This is a genomic window from Aquimarina algiphila (assembly GCF_947494415.1).
Classification (GTDB): Bacteria; Bacteroidota; Bacteroidia; order Flavobacteriales; family Flavobacteriaceae; genus Aquimarina; species Aquimarina algiphila.
The window spans coordinates 133,245-148,946 of record NZ_CANLVC010000009.1; the positions used below are offsets into that span (position 1 = coordinate 133,245).

Annotated in this window: 15 protein-coding genes; 11 read left to right on the forward strand and 4 right to left on the reverse strand. The window is 31.3% G+C overall.

The window, feature by feature from the left end; genetic code table 11:
- Positions 1 to 7 precede the first annotated feature (7 nt).
- The 3 genes from PQF96_RS22080 to PQF96_RS22090 form a co-directional block, all read right to left on the reverse strand.
- Complete coding sequence (locus tag PQF96_RS22080; protein ID WP_271768415.1) at positions 8 to 2,563, reverse strand: carboxypeptidase-like regulatory domain-containing protein; 2,556 nt, start codon at positions 2,561 to 2,563, stop codon at positions 8 to 10.
- Between the two features lie 84 nt (positions 2,564 to 2,647).
- Entirely contained in the window at positions 2,648 to 3,550 is a 903-nt protein-coding gene (locus PQF96_RS22085; protein ID WP_271768418.1) for a FecR family protein, read from the reverse strand.
- Positions 3,551 to 3,606: 56 nt separating this feature from the next.
- Positions 3,607 to 4,119, reverse strand: coding sequence for an RNA polymerase sigma factor (locus PQF96_RS22090; protein ID WP_271768421.1), 513 nt, complete (start codon positions 4,117 to 4,119; stop codon positions 3,607 to 3,609).
- Between the two features lie 74 nt (positions 4,120 to 4,193).
- Between PQF96_RS22090 and PQF96_RS22095 the strand changes: the two genes are divergently transcribed.
- The 11 genes from PQF96_RS22095 (at position 4,194) to PQF96_RS22145 (ending at position 14,903) form a co-directional block, all read left to right on the forward strand.
- Entirely contained in the window at positions 4,194 to 5,783 is a 1,590-nt protein-coding gene (locus tag PQF96_RS22095) for a 7TM domain-containing protein (RefSeq protein WP_271768423.1), read from the forward strand.
- An 81-nt stretch (positions 5,784 to 5,864) separates the two neighbouring features.
- On the forward strand, positions 5,865 to 6,743 hold the full coding sequence (locus PQF96_RS22100; protein WP_109436103.1) for a sugar-transfer associated ATP-grasp domain-containing protein: 879 nt from the start codon (positions 5,865 to 5,867) through the stop codon (positions 6,741 to 6,743).
- 146 nt (positions 6,744 to 6,889) lie between these two features.
- Positions 6,890 to 8,026, forward strand: coding sequence for a hypothetical protein (locus PQF96_RS22105; protein WP_271768425.1), 1,137 nt, complete (start codon positions 6,890 to 6,892; stop codon positions 8,024 to 8,026).
- Between the two features lie 187 nt (positions 8,027 to 8,213).
- Positions 8,214 to 8,570: a hypothetical protein gene (locus PQF96_RS22110; RefSeq protein ID WP_109436101.1), complete on the forward strand. Its 357-nt coding sequence runs from the start codon at positions 8,214 to 8,216 to the stop codon at positions 8,568 to 8,570.
- Positions 8,571 to 8,835: 265 nt separating this feature from the next.
- Complete coding sequence (locus PQF96_RS22115) at positions 8,836 to 9,456, forward strand: helix-turn-helix domain-containing protein (RefSeq protein ID WP_109436100.1); 621 nt, start codon at positions 8,836 to 8,838, stop codon at positions 9,454 to 9,456.
- 59 nt (positions 9,457 to 9,515) lie between these two features.
- Entirely contained in the window at positions 9,516 to 10,850 is a 1,335-nt protein-coding gene (locus PQF96_RS22120) for a DUF885 domain-containing protein (RefSeq protein WP_271768429.1), read from the forward strand.
- Between the two features lie 104 nt (positions 10,851 to 10,954).
- On the forward strand, positions 10,955 to 11,776 hold the full coding sequence (locus PQF96_RS22125) for a GNAT family N-acetyltransferase (RefSeq protein ID WP_109436098.1): 822 nt from the start codon (positions 10,955 to 10,957) through the stop codon (positions 11,774 to 11,776).
- A 62-nt stretch (positions 11,777 to 11,838) separates the two neighbouring features.
- Positions 11,839 to 12,264: a lipocalin-like domain-containing protein gene (locus tag PQF96_RS22130; RefSeq protein ID WP_143918518.1), complete on the forward strand. Its 426-nt coding sequence runs from the start codon at positions 11,839 to 11,841 to the stop codon at positions 12,262 to 12,264.
- 45 nt (positions 12,265 to 12,309) lie between these two features.
- On the forward strand, positions 12,310 to 13,209 hold the full coding sequence (locus PQF96_RS22135; protein ID WP_271768432.1) for a polysaccharide deacetylase family protein: 900 nt from the start codon (positions 12,310 to 12,312) through the stop codon (positions 13,207 to 13,209).
- Between the two features lie 260 nt (positions 13,210 to 13,469).
- Positions 13,470 to 14,489 (forward strand): phenylalanine--tRNA ligase subunit alpha, encoded by a 1,020-nt coding sequence (pheS, locus tag PQF96_RS22140; protein WP_109436095.1) that lies wholly within the window; start codon positions 13,470 to 13,472, stop codon positions 14,487 to 14,489.
- 18 nt (positions 14,490 to 14,507) lie between these two features.
- Complete coding sequence (locus tag PQF96_RS22145) at positions 14,508 to 14,903, forward strand: hypothetical protein (RefSeq protein ID WP_271768435.1); 396 nt, start codon at positions 14,508 to 14,510, stop codon at positions 14,901 to 14,903.
- Here PQF96_RS22145 and PQF96_RS22150 read toward each other — a convergent pair whose 3' ends face one another.
- On the reverse strand, positions 14,904 to 15,656 hold the full coding sequence (locus PQF96_RS22150) for a hypothetical protein (protein WP_271768437.1): 753 nt from the start codon (positions 15,654 to 15,656) through the stop codon (positions 14,904 to 14,906).
- Positions 15,657 to 15,702 lie beyond the last annotated feature (46 nt).

The window sequence follows — 15,702 nt, forward strand, 5'->3', positions numbered from 1 at the left end:
ATCGTTTTTAAAAAGATACTCTAAAAACAAGATTAGGAGTTATACCCAAGGACTCTTGTCGAAGTTGATCTAATTCTATTTCTCCTGTACTCGGATTGTCATCTAATCGATAACTTATTGAAATAGGAATTTGTCTATTATATACATTTCGTATTGAAGCTCCAAATTGACCTTTCCAATTCCCGGTCTTACTAAGATTGAATCTATAAATAGCAGAGATATCTAATCTATGGTATTCTTTTAACCGTTCTGCGTTAGCTGCTCCAAATTCAATTTCTTCATTTACAAGGTCTGCATCGGTAAAAGGAGCTCCAGACCTCCATAACCAACCTGCCGAAAGTTCCCAATTATTAATTTCAAATGTATTAGAGATTCTAAAATTATGTGTGATATCATTGTTGCCCGGAAAAGAAGCTTCCTGTATTTCAGGAAAGGTAAATTCAATATCATTAAAGGTATAACCCAACCAGATTCTATAGTTTTTGATCTTCTTTTTTAGAAGTACATCCACTCCAAAAATAGCGCTTTTCCCAACAGATAAATCATTATTAATGGTATTAAAACCGTTAGTTACAGATGTAAGGCCATCTATGTTTTTGTAATATCCATCGATCTCAAAATTCCAGTCATTTTTAGAAAATAAAAACCCTCCAGAGAATTGAGTGCTTTCTAATACAGGGACTTCATCGTTGGCATGTATCCATAGATTATTCTCCAAACGAAGTTGTGTGTCTTCAAATTCTACTAATTGACTAATCGGTTGATATCTAAGTTCTCCTGTTGCTTTTATTCTTAGAAAATCTGTAATAGGATATTCTATGTTTACTCGGGGCTCTATATAGAATTTATCTAATACAGAATAATGAGATGTTCTTACTCCCAAATTAATAAAACCCTTATTCTCTGGAGAGAATTTATAATTTGCATACATAGAATTTGCCTTATTTTGTACTCTATCAGATTCATTTATTGGGTTTTCAAATTCACTTTCTCTTGTAACCACATAAAACACTTCATTATCAGAAAATTGATAACCAAGCGTTAGTGAATTTTTTGTATTAAGATCATATGTGATATTAAGATCTAGCCCAATATCTTCGACTGTGTTTTTTCTAATAGATTGTTCTTCGATGATTTGTTCTTGCTGTTCAGAAAATTGATAATCAGAATCGAATTTAGAAAAATAAGCTTTTAGGCTGTGATGAAAACGACCTTTGTTAGTGCCAACCCAAGAAAAGCTAGCTCCTTCGTTTGTGATCTCCAGATCATCAGTGATAAGATCTTCATCATCATTAATTTCAAACTTGAGATCATTATTTGTATACAGACTACTCACCATAATTTTGTCATTTTTGCCAGCATTAATAATGAGTTTTGCAGTAGCATCATAAAAGAAAAAATCATTTTCTCCGATGTCTTCTTCATCTTCTTCATCCTCTTCATCTCCCGGAGATACTTGGTTTGCTCCTTGTACTATCTTTGTATTTTGAAACACTTTTTCTGAAAGTGCAGTATAGGTTGGTGTTTCTAAGAAATCTGTATAAGACCTCCTGCCAGAGACGATCAATCCTATCCTGTTGGATACAGGGATTTTCATAAAGGCATCTGCGTGAGTGCCATTAATACCAGCGCCACCATTAAATTTTTCGGGTACGTTCTGATCACTAGAGATATCAATTACTCCAGAAACTCTATCACCATATTTTGGATCTGCTCCTCCTTTAAAGATTTTCACATTTTTAACAACATTAGGGTTAAACGCAGAAATCATTCCAAATAAATGGCCTGTATTATACATTTTAATATCATCCCAAAGAATAAGATTCTGATCAGACGAACCTCCACGTATTTGTATTCCGGATGCGGATTCGTCGGGACTATTTATCCCGGGAATCAATTGAATGCTTTGTAAAATATCAGGCTCACTTTGACCTGGGAGAATACCAAGTTCTTCATTTAAAATTCCCAAGGATCCATCAATTTTTTTATCGATTCCTTTGGTTATATATTCTACAATGAGAACTTCTTCTAATGAAGTGCTTTCTGCAAAAAGAGGTATTCTAGGACAACTGGATGCTTTAAAAGAAGAAGCATTCATTGTTTTATTTTTATATCCAACATATTGTATAGAGATCGTGTCATCAAGGTCTATATTTCCAAGTTGAAAGAACCCGTCGTCATTTGCTATGGTTCCTGTTTTACTACTTTCTATAATTATTGATGCATAAGATAGAGGCTCGTTAGTCGTTTCATCAAAGAGATATCCGCACACCTCTACTTTATTATTAGGGGCACTAACGATTACTTGTCGGTCTGATATTTTTTTAAAATTAAGATTAGTAAGTACTTTTAGTGTAGTTAAAATTTCGTCTATTGGCGTGTTATTAATAGCAAGAGTGATTATTTTATTTTTCACGGTTTCGTTACTAAAAGAAAAAATAAGTCCATACGATTCTGATATTTCTTTGAGTACATCTTGTAAAGGCGCTTCTTTATAATCTTTGGTCACTTGTGCTTGAAGAGAGTAAACACAAAAAAAGAATAGTAGCAGCGTTTTTTTCATAGTGCGGTTTTTAGTTTTAGTATGATTCTAAAACGTAAAGATTATTAAATGATTTTGTGTGTTTGGTTACTATATGATTAATAATTATAGGGGAGAAAGCGATACAGTATTTCCATTTACAACATAATTAATACCCATAGGAACTAATACAGATTCGAGTGCAATATTGAGATCATCATAATTAAATCCTCCTGTAAACAATTGGTTTTGATCAATTTTGTCCCGTCTAAAAGTGATATTGTATTGTATTTCTAACTCATCAAGAACATCTTTTAGCGGAATGCTGTTAAAAACACTTTCCCTGTTTTTCCATAAGGGTTCAGAATCATTAATCACCTTATCTATAAGTTTTTTATTTTGTAAGGAGACTCCTTGACCTTTTTCCAATATTTTTTGCTGATTATCTTGAGTTGCAACTCTTACTTTTCCTTCATAACAGCCAACTTCAAATTCATTTGATCTGCCTTTTACATTAAATTGAGTTCCTAATACTTCGACTTTTCCTATTGACGTTGAGACGACAAAATTTGTTCCAGAAGTTACTTTAAAATAAGCTTCACCTTGTAAAAAGACTTCTCTGTTTTTTGACCAGAAAAACCGTTGATGAGTTAGTGTAGAAGCAGCATTTAGATCAACAGAACTTCCATCGGGTAATGTTATAGCTAATTGTTTTCCGGGATCTGTTGAATAGGTTACTTTATTAAAGAAAATCCCAATAATTAATACTATCGAAGCCGCCGCCGAAATAGCGTACACAATTGGTTTTAGATGTATTAACTTTGCCTTTTTAGGATGATAAATCTTACCTAGCGTAGTTGCTAGCGAACGCTGAGTGTCAAATGAAGGCGTATGAAAATATTCGAGCCCTTCAATGATTTTTTCATAATCGTCGTATTCGGGAAGTTTTTTTAACTCCTCGAGTTCTTCAGCATTGAGATCATTATTCAACCACTTTGCTAGATATGTATTTTCATTTTCATTAAGCATATTTTCTATCTCCTATAACAAAAAAACAGGTGAGTTTTAAATTACCCTACTTAGCTTTATATATTTTTTACCAACTTTCTTAATTCTTTTAATGCATTATGCATTCTCTTTTCTACAGCTTTAACCGAAATATCAAGCATATCAGCTATTTCATTATATGTTTTTTTATTGATACGATTTAATAGAAAAACTTCTCGCTGACCATCAGAAAGACCACCAATAGCATTTTGAAGTTTATACATAAACTCTTTTTCTTCCATCACAAAATCAGGGGATTCTACATTTCGATTACTTCGGGGAATTTTTGAGTATTCTAACCTAACTTTTTTATGCGCAACTTGATTAAGAAATAAATTGTTTGCTACCGTACATAAGAAACCTTTTGCTTTTTCGAAGATTACTTTTTTACAGTTATGCCAGAGTTTTATAAAGGCTTCTTGCATGAGATCTTCTGCTTGATCTCTATCTCCACATTTATAGTAGGCAAAATTTCTAATATCCTCTGCATGTGTTTCAAATAGTTTGGTGAAAACAGGTTGTTCACAAACAGATTTAGAGAATTGCACCATATAAAAAGAATTTTTTTTCGATTCGAGGTAGGGTGAAATCAATTCTACCTGTTATTACCCAAAAATAACTGATTATGAATTCCAAAACAAATCTTACAATCGCATTAATTATAATTATAGCAATTGCTATAACTTCAATTGGCTTTAAAATAAACCCCATTCTTGATCATTATGATAATTTTAACCCAGAGAAAGTCTACACCATAAAATATAGATTCTTTTTTAAATCCTTAGATAGAGAGACGTCATTAAAAACATACTTGCCAAGGAGCAATTCTAGACAAAGAATTTCTGAAGAAAAAATAAAAAATGATACGGCACTTTTTTTTAGTAAGAAAGAGGAGGAGCATAAAAACATAAGGGCTATCTGGAAAACTAAAAATAAAGACACCTATAATTCGGTAGATTATGAATTTACTTTTGCAGGAAAAGCTAAAGGGTTTAAGGTTCCTCAAAAATTTGATTTGGTTTCAGAAAAACATATGAATCATATCATAGAATATTTAAACCCAACAACCAATATTCAATCTGGGGATGAAATTATTAGAACACTGGCAACTCGGTTAAGTCAAAATGTTAAAAACGATAGAGAAGTTATTAAAAATATTTTTGATTATGTATATGGGATTCCTTCTGCTCCCATTATTACGTTAACCGATGCTATAACCACTATAGAACAAAACAGAGCTTCTTGTAATGGGAAGAGTAGATTGTTCGTGGCACTAAGTAGAAGCCTGGGGTATCCCGCTAGAGTCAAAGGAGGAATTATCGTTGAAAATGCGGATAAAAGAACATCACATGCCTGGGCAGAAGTATTCATTAATGAAAATTGGGTTCCTTTTGATGCTTTAAACAATCATTTTGCATATCTGCCAGCAAATTATTTAGAATTGTATCATGGAGATAAATCATTAATTACACATACTCCGGGGATTCAGTTTGATTATACTTATGAAATTAAAGAAGTAAATCATGTATCATTTTTAAAAATGAATTCTGAAGAACTTAATAATTTACCAGGATTTTCACTTTGGACATTGGTAGATAAAAAAGTGATTCCTATGGGATCTCTAAGATTATTATTGCTATTGCCTATAGGAGGATTATTAGTAGCTTTTCTAAGAAATATAGTCGGACTGAAGACCTTTGGAGTATTCTTACCAGTATTAATAGCATTTTCGTTACTACATACCGGTTATGTTTCTGGGATTGCAATTTTTGTAGGTCTCATTATGTTTATTGGATTAATATCTTATCCTTTTGATAAATTAGGACTGTTATATACACCAAAACTGGTTATATCATTAACGATAATGGTGTCTGTAATCCTTATTGCTACTCATTTTGGAATAAAGAATGATATAGATTGGTTAACAAAACTTACGTTTTTTCCTATCATCATTCTTACAATTGCCACAGAACGTTTTTCTCGTTCTACTCTAGAAGATGGATACATAAAAGCAATAGATAAATTATTCCAAACATTAATTGCTACTTCAATTTCTTACCTGATTCTCTCATTGTCATGGTTACCCTCTATCTTGATTTTATTTCCAGAGATTGTTCTTGTAATTATTGGATCAGCAACATTTTTAGGCAGATATATAGGAATAAGATGGGTAGAATTAGTAAGATTCAGGCCTCTTTTGGAGCCGGAAAAATAAAAATCAACTTTTTGGTAGGGTAAATATAAAGTAGCCTGTTCTATAACAAACAAACGAAAAAAACAAATTAAAAATATCATTATGTTCTCAATAATCTTCAATAAAAAGTCTGCTTCTGCATCAAATGTGATTGGGTTAAATGAAAGAAATATAAGACTCATTTATCCTAATAACCCTAAGAAGTACTATCCTCTGGCTGATGATAAAGTATTAACTAAAGAAGTACTACATAAAAACGACATTCCATGTGCAAAAACATACGCAGTGATCGAATATAATAGTGATATAAAAAGTGCGTGGGAATCTTGTAAAAAATACAAAGCTTTAGCTATAAAACCCGCAAATGGTTGTGGAGGAGGAGGAATTAAAATTCTCAAAAAGGATAAAGAAGGAAATTGGATGAGTAGTGGTGAGATCATTTCTGATCGTGAAATATTTCAGCATATGGCATCCATTATTATGGGTTTTTTCTCATTAGGATCTCATGATCGAGTACTTATTGAAGAATGTATAGAACCACATCCGTTTTTTCAGGAAATATATCCTTCTGGAGTACCAGATTTTAGAATTATTACCTTAAACAGTATTCCGTTAATGGGAATGCTAAGAATGCCTACAGAAAAATCTGATGGTAAAGCAAATCTTCATCAAAATGGAGTGGGTATTGGAGTTGATATGCAAGAAGGAAGATTATTAGAAGTATATGATGGTAAAAAATATAGCAATCATCACCCAGATAGTACTTTTTTGGTCAACGGTGCCCCCATACCGTATTGGAAAGAAATTTTGGAAATAGCTGTAGCCACTGCTAAAGCATTCCCTCTCAACTATCTGGGTATTGATATTGTAATCGATAAAAACAAGGGACCACAAATCATGGAAATCAATGTTAGACCTGGACTAGGGATTCAACTCGTAAATAAAACAGGGTTAAAAGAAGTAATTAAACACGCTATCTAAAGTAAATAATCAATAAAAAAATAGTAAAAAAACAAAACTAATCCTTACTACAAAAAAGACTAAAGCGATTAATTTTTGTTTGTAGAATTTCATTTGCCTATCAGCAAGTGCAGGACAACTATTGCAAAGTCACAAAACAAAAAAATATGAAAACAAGAATTATAATATCTATAGTAATTACAGTTGTAGTACACACATTAAGTTTCTCACAAAGTAAGCATGTTTTTAACGCAGAAACCCAAGGAGGATATGAATATAATTATTTCAAAAGTCCAGAAGAGGTACGAGTAAACGATAGTGTTTTAACCAAGGAAGATTTGATTGCAAGTAGTATTTATCAAGATATTTTGGCCAATTATATATATACAAATAAGTGGGATAGGAAAAATAGAATACGCTTTTTTGTAAAACCATCGGCAAGAATATTCTACGAAAATATTGATGATAGCTATTGGAGCGCAAACCTTAGGGCAAAATATGATTATAAGTTTAATAAAAACGTTAAGCTTTTGGCAGAAACTAAACTTATACGAATGAATAGAGAAGGGTTAGGTGGAGATCAGGATGTTTTGATTAATCCATTAGGGTATACGTTATACGGAGTTAATGCAGGTGTTGATTTTAATCCTTTTGTCAATAACAAATTGATTACAAAAGTATTCTATAATTTTAAAGATTTTGATGCTTTTGGAATTAGGGATTTACAGTTTGATGAATTCGGCTTAGAGGTGTCTAATGTTCAGACTTTTAAAGTAGGTAAATTAAAACATAAATTAGGGATTAATGCATATGCAAAGAAGAGATTGTATGATACTTTTAATGCAAGTGAGGTCATAACCGATGGAGAAAGAGATTGGGACTATGTTAAGGCTACGTTGTTTTATCAGTTACCTTTTAGTGAACAGTTCCAAATAAAACCAACCTTAACCTATTATACTCGAGTGGATAATTCTACAGACCGTTCTGGGTTTAATCAATTTGGCCCGGGAATACTTCTAAAATATAAGAGTGAAAAGACTACGATAAACGGGTCGTTTTCATTTATTACCAGAAACTATTCAAGTATTGAAGCAAGGAATACCGATGGTAGAATAGGAGAAAAACTTACCTATGAATATGCAAATTTTGGTGTAAATGCTTCTCACGATATTGGCAATGGTTTTTCGATAACAGCCAAAATAAATTCCAGAATAAGAAGTACAAATTATACAGATATAGATGCTCGTTCCTTCAGAAATTATAGGAATCAATATGCAGGAATAGGCATTCTATGGAAATTGTAAGATTTCCCCTTTATTTATATCAGTTTTTTTTGGTTAAGCGTTACTTTTGTAACGCTTAACTTTTTTAGTATTCTTTTTCTTGTGGAGTAAAAAAGTATAAGAAAATGAGTTGAATTAATCCAACAAAAAAACGGGATTTTTACCAATTATCTTATGGATAATAGATAACAATAATTGACTGAGGCATATGGCAAGAGATGAAAAATTAAAGGAACGATGGGATAATCTGGTACAAAAACTTTCTGATCAGTTTTCAGAAGGAGAAGATTTAGATCTGGACGGTATCATATATCTTATAGGTGTTCAGGAATTGGGTCAGATTCATCGCAAATTTAAAAAAGATGAAAAATTAGACTTGATGCATATTGCAATATGTCGTCTTTTAGAACCATATGGATACTACGAATTTGATTTCTATGATGATCAGGGATGGCCACACTATAAAGTCAAAGAACAATTACCCAATCTAAAGGCTGGAGAACAATCGGTATTGATGAAAGAAGCTATTGTGAATTATTTTTTGATTAGCCAATACATCGTATAAAAATATTGGTTTTAGTATCTTGTGTTAGGATTTATAATAGTTTTTAGCATACAAGAGTATCGATAACCAAACCAAATATCAAGATTCTAATTTTGGGAAAATTAATATTTCTCAATCTAATACCTCTATTAAATATAAAGGAAAAACTACCGGAATAGCTTTAAAATATGTTATTGAAGGAAAGGAATCCTATGATGTTAATACAGGTCAATTAGATGTACATAAAGGACAGTTCATCATTTTGAGAGAAGATGTAAACTATACAATGTTTGCTAAAAACATATACACTGGAGGTTGCTGTCTAGATATCAACCCAGAATTACTAAATATTGAAGTATCAGATTTTTTAGATAATGATTTGCTGTTTAATCAACCATTTTCAGGAGTATTATCAACACAATTAGGTACATCCTTAAATAATTTTTCTAATGCTTTTTCTATTTTTGATTTTAAGAAAGACGCTGTAAATATTATTCATGATTTTAAAGAAGATTTACTTGGTTTTCATAGAGAAATGAATATAATTGGAAATGCAGTACAGTGTATAACAAAGAGAGTAGAGACACAAAAACTCTTGATTTCTAAGCTTTTTAAAGCAAGAGAATATATCCATAGGTATTATACACATAAAATAACATTAAAGGTATTAGCTGAGGTATCAGGAATTTCAAAATTTCATTTTGCAAGAGTTTTTAAGAATTGTTTTAAAATGACTCCCTTAGAGATGCAGGAACAATTGAGAATGAAAAAAGCCAAAGAGCTTATCCTTAAAGATCATATTTCTTTAACATCTATAGCTTATCAATTGGGGTATACAGATTTAGCTTTATTTTCTAAACGATTTAAGAAGTATTATAAAATTTCTCCTTCTCGTTATATAAAATAGCAAGATGATACAAATCATATTAGAATATTCATCTTATTCTTGTGATTAAAGAAATAGGTTTGAAAAATCAAAAAAATAGTTTGAAAGGAGATAATTTTTCTATAAAAATTATAGGTTTAGTATGTGCAGTTATTTTATTGGGTTGTCAATATAAAGTTGACGGTCAATCTGCTGAATGGGATGAGATTACCAATAAATTCATAAAGGATTACAAGAAATTTAATCTTCCTTCACTTCAACTTTCCTTTGTAGATAATATTAAAAATATTAAAAGCCAGAAATCCGTTCATGCACAAGAAGCAATGTTTAGTGCTTTAGAACATACACTTCAAAAAATAAATAAAAATCAATTGCCAGATCATGCTAAATTGGATTATGATTTGATGCTTTATGAATGTCAACTTAATCGTCATAGAATAGATATTGAGAAAAAATGGTTGAATAGAGAAGAAGATAGTATTCCTGAAACCAAAATATTCGATGTCCCTTATGGAAAAGAGTGGTATGCATATTTCTTAAAAAAATGGGTAGACAAGGAAACAACGCCAGAGGAAATTTATGCTCTGGGAATAAAAGAAATAGCAAAGGTTACATCCAGGATGAAAGCTATACAAGTTAAATCTGGTATAGATAGCCTTACTTTTAGTACGTATATCAAGGACTCTACATTTTTTTATACCAATATTGATACTATTCAACAGCGCTTTTTGGAAGTCAAAAAGCAAGTATCAAAGAAATTACCAGAATTGTTTCCGTTTTTGGATAATGTACCAGAAGTAAGCATAAAACGTGGCACTAATAAAAATTTATCTCAAGTACCTGGTTTTTATAGTGAGGGTACTTTTTATTATAATTATTTCAATACTCCTTTTAATAAAAGACAGGTGGGATGGTTATATATTCATGAAGCAATGCCAGGGCATCATTATCAAATCATGGTTGAGTCATCTACATCACGTTCTGAAATACAAAAGATATTTAGATATAGAGGAGTCGGAGAAGGATGGGCTGCATATATAGAAGAATTAGGTAATGAAATAGGAGCGTATCAAAATATATATGATGAATTAGGAAAATGGGAATGGGATATTATCCGTTCAGTAAGAGTCGTGCTGGACGTTGGATTAAATTATTATGGTTGGAGTGATCAAAAGGCTTTAGAATTTTGGCAACAGCACATTAAGGGGCAGGATGATATTGCTTTTCGAGAAATCAATAGAATGAAAAGATGGCCTGTACAAGTTATTACCTATAAATATGGATCAAATAAAATTCTTAAATGGAAATCAGAACTCGAAAAAAATAAAAAGTTTGACCTTAAAGAATTTCATAGAAATATTTTAAAAAGAGGATTGTTACCGTATTCAATTTTAAGAAGGCAATTAGGATTGTAATATATTATGCTAAGATTAACAAATCTCAATATAAATTGTATCTAAGGACTAGTATTTTTGTTTGTGCAAGTACAAAAAACAAAACCTTATAATTGATTAGATACATGACAGTTAAAACCTTAGAAAATGTACCATTCGAATCGATAATGAATTGCTTTCTGGCTTCGTTTAAAAATTATTTTGTCGAAATGCCAACTGATTTTCAGTATTATAAAAAAAGGTGGAAGAATGCCAAGGTTCGTTATGATTTGTCATATGGGATGTTCGATAATGATATCCTTATTGGATTTATTATTCATGGCATTGATGAACGAAATGGAGAAGTCATCGCTTTTAATACAGGAACAGGAGTACTTCCTGAATACAGAGGAAAAAGAATCGCAAAATCTATTTATAAGTATGCTATTGAAGATTTAAAACGGCAGCATATTACCAAATGTTCTTTGGAAGTAATACAAGATAATATTGTTGCTATTAAATCCTATGAAAGTATTGGTTTTCAAAAGTGTAAACATTATAAGTGCTTTAAGGGAGAGTTACAAAAGCAAGATATAGGTAATATTGATTTAAAAGAAATAACCTATGACCAAATGAATTGGGACAGTATACCCCATCAAGAATTCTATTCTTGGGATAATCATAAAAATTCAATCAAAAATGGAGATTATCGTTACATTCAAATTATAAAAGATAATATTCCAGAATCCTATTTTATTATTAACTCCTCTAACGGTTATTTGGCTCAGTTTGATGTTTTATGTGAAAATCAGTCGAGTTGGGATCGTTTATTTTCAGGAATTAAGGCTATTTCAAATACCGTAAAAATTAATAATGTAGATGACAGACTTGATAATAAACTAAAGTATTTAAATGCTATAGGTCTTAAAAACACAGTAGACCAATATGAAATGGAATTAAAAATATAATAATTATCCTCTGTCTATAAAATAACCAATGCACATATCAACCACAAAATCAATATAAATTCATGAAAAATTTTACTCTAGTAAGTATAGCAATTTTTTTTACGCTTTTTGTTTCCTGTAGCTCTGACGACGACGATGCAGGATCTCAAGACCTCATTATAGGAAAATGGACACTTTCTGAACGGGTTCAAAATGGATCAACAACTGAGTTGGATGATTGTTTCAAAACAAATACTGTCGTCTTTTTGGCAGACGGAACTTTAAAATCTACTTTTCATAGGATTGCAAATAATAGCTGTGAGTTCTCGCACGAAGCTGTTGGTACATGGAAAAACCTTGGAAACAATAAATATAGTATTACAGAAGGTGATGAAGAACCTTATTATTCATGTGAAATAAATGAAGCAGGTACCGTTTTTTCTATAGAAGATAGATTTGAGTTTCAGGGAGAACAAATAATACAAAAGGATATGTTGGTGAAGAACTAAAATAAGCTTTCAATAAAATTAATAATTCTTCATAATTTAAGACTAGTGAAAAACATACTTTTATTTATCATCTTATTGATCTCTATAAAGATGATATCGCAACCTACGATAAGTTTTACTTTTGACGATGGTATTACAGAAGATCGATGTGAATATTCTTTTAAAGATTGGAATGCGATGTTACTGGGTCATCTTGAAAAAGCAAATATCAAGACAATTTTCTTTGTAACAGGAAAGAATAAAATAGATGAAAATGGAAAATTTTTATTAAATAGCTGGAATGAAAAAGGACATAGGATAGGAAACCATACATATACACATCCATACTATAATAGTGAGAAGGTTAGTTTTAATGATTTTTCTCAAGAATTAATCAGAACTGATGAAGTGATTAATAGTTATAGCAACTATATCAGGCTATTTAGATTTCCATATTTAAAGGAAGGGAATACTCAAGGAAAAGTAGATAGTATTCGTCAATTTTTGAAAGAAAAAAAATATAAAAACGGGCATGTTACTATAGATGCTTCCGATTGGTATATTGATAGTCGATTAAGAAAGAGACTAAAAGAAAATTCTGATGCAAATATAGAAGGGTTCAAAAATTTTTATCTCCAGCATATTTTCGAAAGAGCCACGTTTTATGAAAACCTTTCTTATAAAATGACTGGTAGACATATTAATCATACATTACTATTGCATCATAATTTAACCGCAGCATTATTTCTAGATGATTTAATACAAATGTTTAAAGAAAAAGGATGGAATATAATCCCTGCAGAAGAAGCATATAAAGATCCAATTTTTAATAAAAGCCCAAATCATGCAGGTGAAAGTCTAATCTGGGCATTAGCAAAAGATTCTGGGGATTTTGAAGAAATTTTAAGATATCCAGCAGAAGATAGTAGATACGAAAAGAATAAAATGGACCACCTAGGGTTATAAATAATCGATATAGATTAGAGTTAATCATATTTTTCTGTAAAATTTAGTTTTAGAGCCTCAAAAAGAAGGGCTGGGATATGTTTTTTCTTTTTCTATCTAGTAGTTTAAGAAACAAAGGATTACTAAACTTTTAATGTTAAAAAGTGTTCTGAAATGGACACTTTTTGTATTTGAAAAAGAATAGAGATCAAAATAGCTGAATGTGCTATCCTAACTTAACCTAAATTACGTAAATTTGCCCTTCTATTAAGAAAATAGTGATGATAGACAAGATTAAAGAGTATATAGCAGAGGTAGATGCATTCAAAGCCAAAACCAAAGAAGATGTAGAGGCATTTAGAATTAAATTTTCTGGTAAAAAAGGACTGATTAATGAATTTTTTTCAGAATTCAGAAATGTAGCCAGCGATCAGAAAAGAGAATTTGGACAGGCAATTAATGCACTTAAGGTAGCTGCAGAAGGTAAGGTGAAATCTCTGAAAGATGAATTAGAATCTAATGAACAAGAAAAGGGGATTTATGGAGATCTTACACGACCAGCAGAGCCTATTAATGTTGGATCGCGTCATCCTATTTCTTTGGTGAAAAATCAAATTATTGATATTTTCTCTCGTATCGGATTTAATGTAAGTGAAGGACCAGAAATAGAAGATGACTGGCATAATTTTACAGCTTTAAATTTGCCAGAGTATCACCCTGCTCGTGATATGCAGGATACATTTTTTATTCAAACAGATCCAGATATTTTGCTAAGAACACATACTTCATCTGTTCAAGTACGATATATGGAAAATAATAAACCACCGATCAGAACAATCTCACCAGGAAGAGTATATCGTAATGAGGCAATTTCTGCAAGATCGCATTGTTTTTTCCATCAAGTAGAAGGATTGTATATTGATAAAGATGTATCGTTTGCAGACTTAAAGCAAACCTTACAGTATTTTACCACCGAGATGTTTGGTAAATCTAAGATCAGGTTACGACCATCCTATTTCCCATTTACCGAACCCAGTGCAGAGGTAGATGTATATTGGGGGTTAGAAACCGAAACCGATTATAAAATGACCAAAGGGACAGGTTGGTTAGAAATTATGGGTTGCGGAATGGTGGATCCTAATGTACTTAAGAATTGTGGTATTGATCCAGAAGAGTATAGCGGTTTTGCTTTTGGAATGGGAATTGATCGTATAGCATTATTGTTATATGGGATTTCAGATATTCGTATGCTTAGCGAAAATGATATTCGCTTCTTAGAACAGTTTAAATCTGCATTATAGTATAATCGGCTTTTAATCATGAAGGAAGACATAGAAATACCAGTTGTAACAGGTGTATATATAGCCGTGGTCAAAGAATGGGATGAAGAATTTTTGGTAAAAAGCTGGAATTCTTATATTATTAATGATTTGGATACTACTATAGAAATGGTATTAGTGGTTACCAAAGGATATGATGATAAACGAAAAACTTCTATGTTGAGACATGGCATAGGAACTATAGAAGCTAAATCTTCTGCCAAAATTGAAATGCTTCAGGAGGAACTTCTAGAAATGAATAATGAATTTTCGGTCACATTCTTTGTAGAGAGTAAGTTATATGATAAAAAATACGTTTTTAGAAAAAATACGATTAACGAAAATGCTTTTCGGGATCTTCCTGTAATGGATCAACGTGGGATTTTGGTAAAATAACTATTGATCGGTACGATCAATCTTTTGTATTGCAAATACGGCTTCTGAAGCGTCAATAGTCTCATACAGATATAACGTTTTAAAACTATCTGCAATAGTAATAAGATCTTTACCAGAAACTTTTACATCATTTTTAAGTGTTAAGTCTGCTGCAAAGTAATTAGGAATTTTAGTTAGTTTTAGGGTTAAACTATCAATCGAAAATTGTGTTAATTCATATTCTAACTCTTCTCTTTCTCCCTTTTTAAAACCTTTTCTTTTTCCGTTAACGTCTTTTTTCGGAATCATTTCTATCATTTTTATATGATATAGATCGCCTACTTCGGGATTTTTAATGAGGTCAATGGTCTCTTCATTAAGTTTATCATTTTCTTTTCTTCTTTCGATAGATTCAATTCCTTTTTCTGCAGACCTGGTTATTTCCTGAGTGAGATTAAGTAACAATAACCCAACTAAAAAGAGAACAGGGGTAATAAGTATAAAAAAACCAGTATAAGCCCAATACGGAGTTTTTTTTCTGGCTGTAACCAGATTTAGTTGCGTGCGTAACTCAGCATCAGTACCTACTTCTTTATTTGTAAGACTATTTTTTACTTTCCAAAATTTGGTTATCGGAAACACCGGGATAAAGAATATAAAAAAGAAGTTTTGATATAGTTGAAACTTTAAGCCACTATATTTTTCATCCAGACCTAATTCTTTGTATGTGTATGTTTTTATTCGTATCGAATGTGTTCCGAAAAAAATAATCATAGTTAGTTTTTAATAGTGAGTAGTTTCGAAATTAAATGATGAACCA

What these genes read in the sequence shown, in the direction of transcription:
- PQF96_RS22080 (WP_271768415.1), bottom strand. Translation starts at nt 2,563, where the DNA reads ATGAAAAAAACGCTGCTACTATTCTTTTTTTGTGTTTACTCTCTTCAA.
- PQF96_RS22085 (WP_271768418.1), bottom strand. Translation starts at nt 3,550, where the DNA reads ATGCTTAATGAAAATGAAAATACATATCTAGCAAAGTGGTTGAATAAT.
- PQF96_RS22090 (WP_271768421.1), bottom strand. Translation starts at nt 4,119, where the DNA reads ATGGTGCAATTCTCTAAATCTGTTTGTGAACAACCTGTTTTCACCAAA.
- PQF96_RS22095 (WP_271768423.1), top strand. Translation starts at nt 4,194, where the DNA reads ATGAATTCCAAAACAAATCTTACAATCGCATTAATTATAATTATAGCA.
- PQF96_RS22100 (WP_109436103.1), top strand. Translation starts at nt 5,865, where the DNA reads ATGTTCTCAATAATCTTCAATAAAAAGTCTGCTTCTGCATCAAATGTG.
- PQF96_RS22105 (WP_271768425.1), top strand. Translation starts at nt 6,890, where the DNA reads ATGAAAACAAGAATTATAATATCTATAGTAATTACAGTTGTAGTACAC.
- PQF96_RS22110 (WP_109436101.1), top strand. Translation starts at nt 8,214, where the DNA reads ATGGCAAGAGATGAAAAATTAAAGGAACGATGGGATAATCTGGTACAA.
- PQF96_RS22115 (WP_109436100.1), top strand. Translation starts at nt 8,836, where the DNA reads ATGTTTGCTAAAAACATATACACTGGAGGTTGCTGTCTAGATATCAAC.
- PQF96_RS22125 (WP_109436098.1), top strand. Translation starts at nt 10,955, where the DNA reads ATGACAGTTAAAACCTTAGAAAATGTACCATTCGAATCGATAATGAAT.
- PQF96_RS22130 (WP_143918518.1), top strand. Translation starts at nt 11,839, where the DNA reads ATGAAAAATTTTACTCTAGTAAGTATAGCAATTTTTTTTACGCTTTTT.
- pheS (WP_109436095.1), top strand. Translation starts at nt 13,470, where the DNA reads ATGATAGACAAGATTAAAGAGTATATAGCAGAGGTAGATGCATTCAAA.
- PQF96_RS22145 (WP_271768435.1), top strand. Translation starts at nt 14,508, where the DNA reads ATGAAGGAAGACATAGAAATACCAGTTGTAACAGGTGTATATATAGCC.
- PQF96_RS22150 (WP_271768437.1), bottom strand. Translation starts at nt 15,656, where the DNA reads ATGATTATTTTTTTCGGAACACATTCGATACGAATAAAAACATACACA.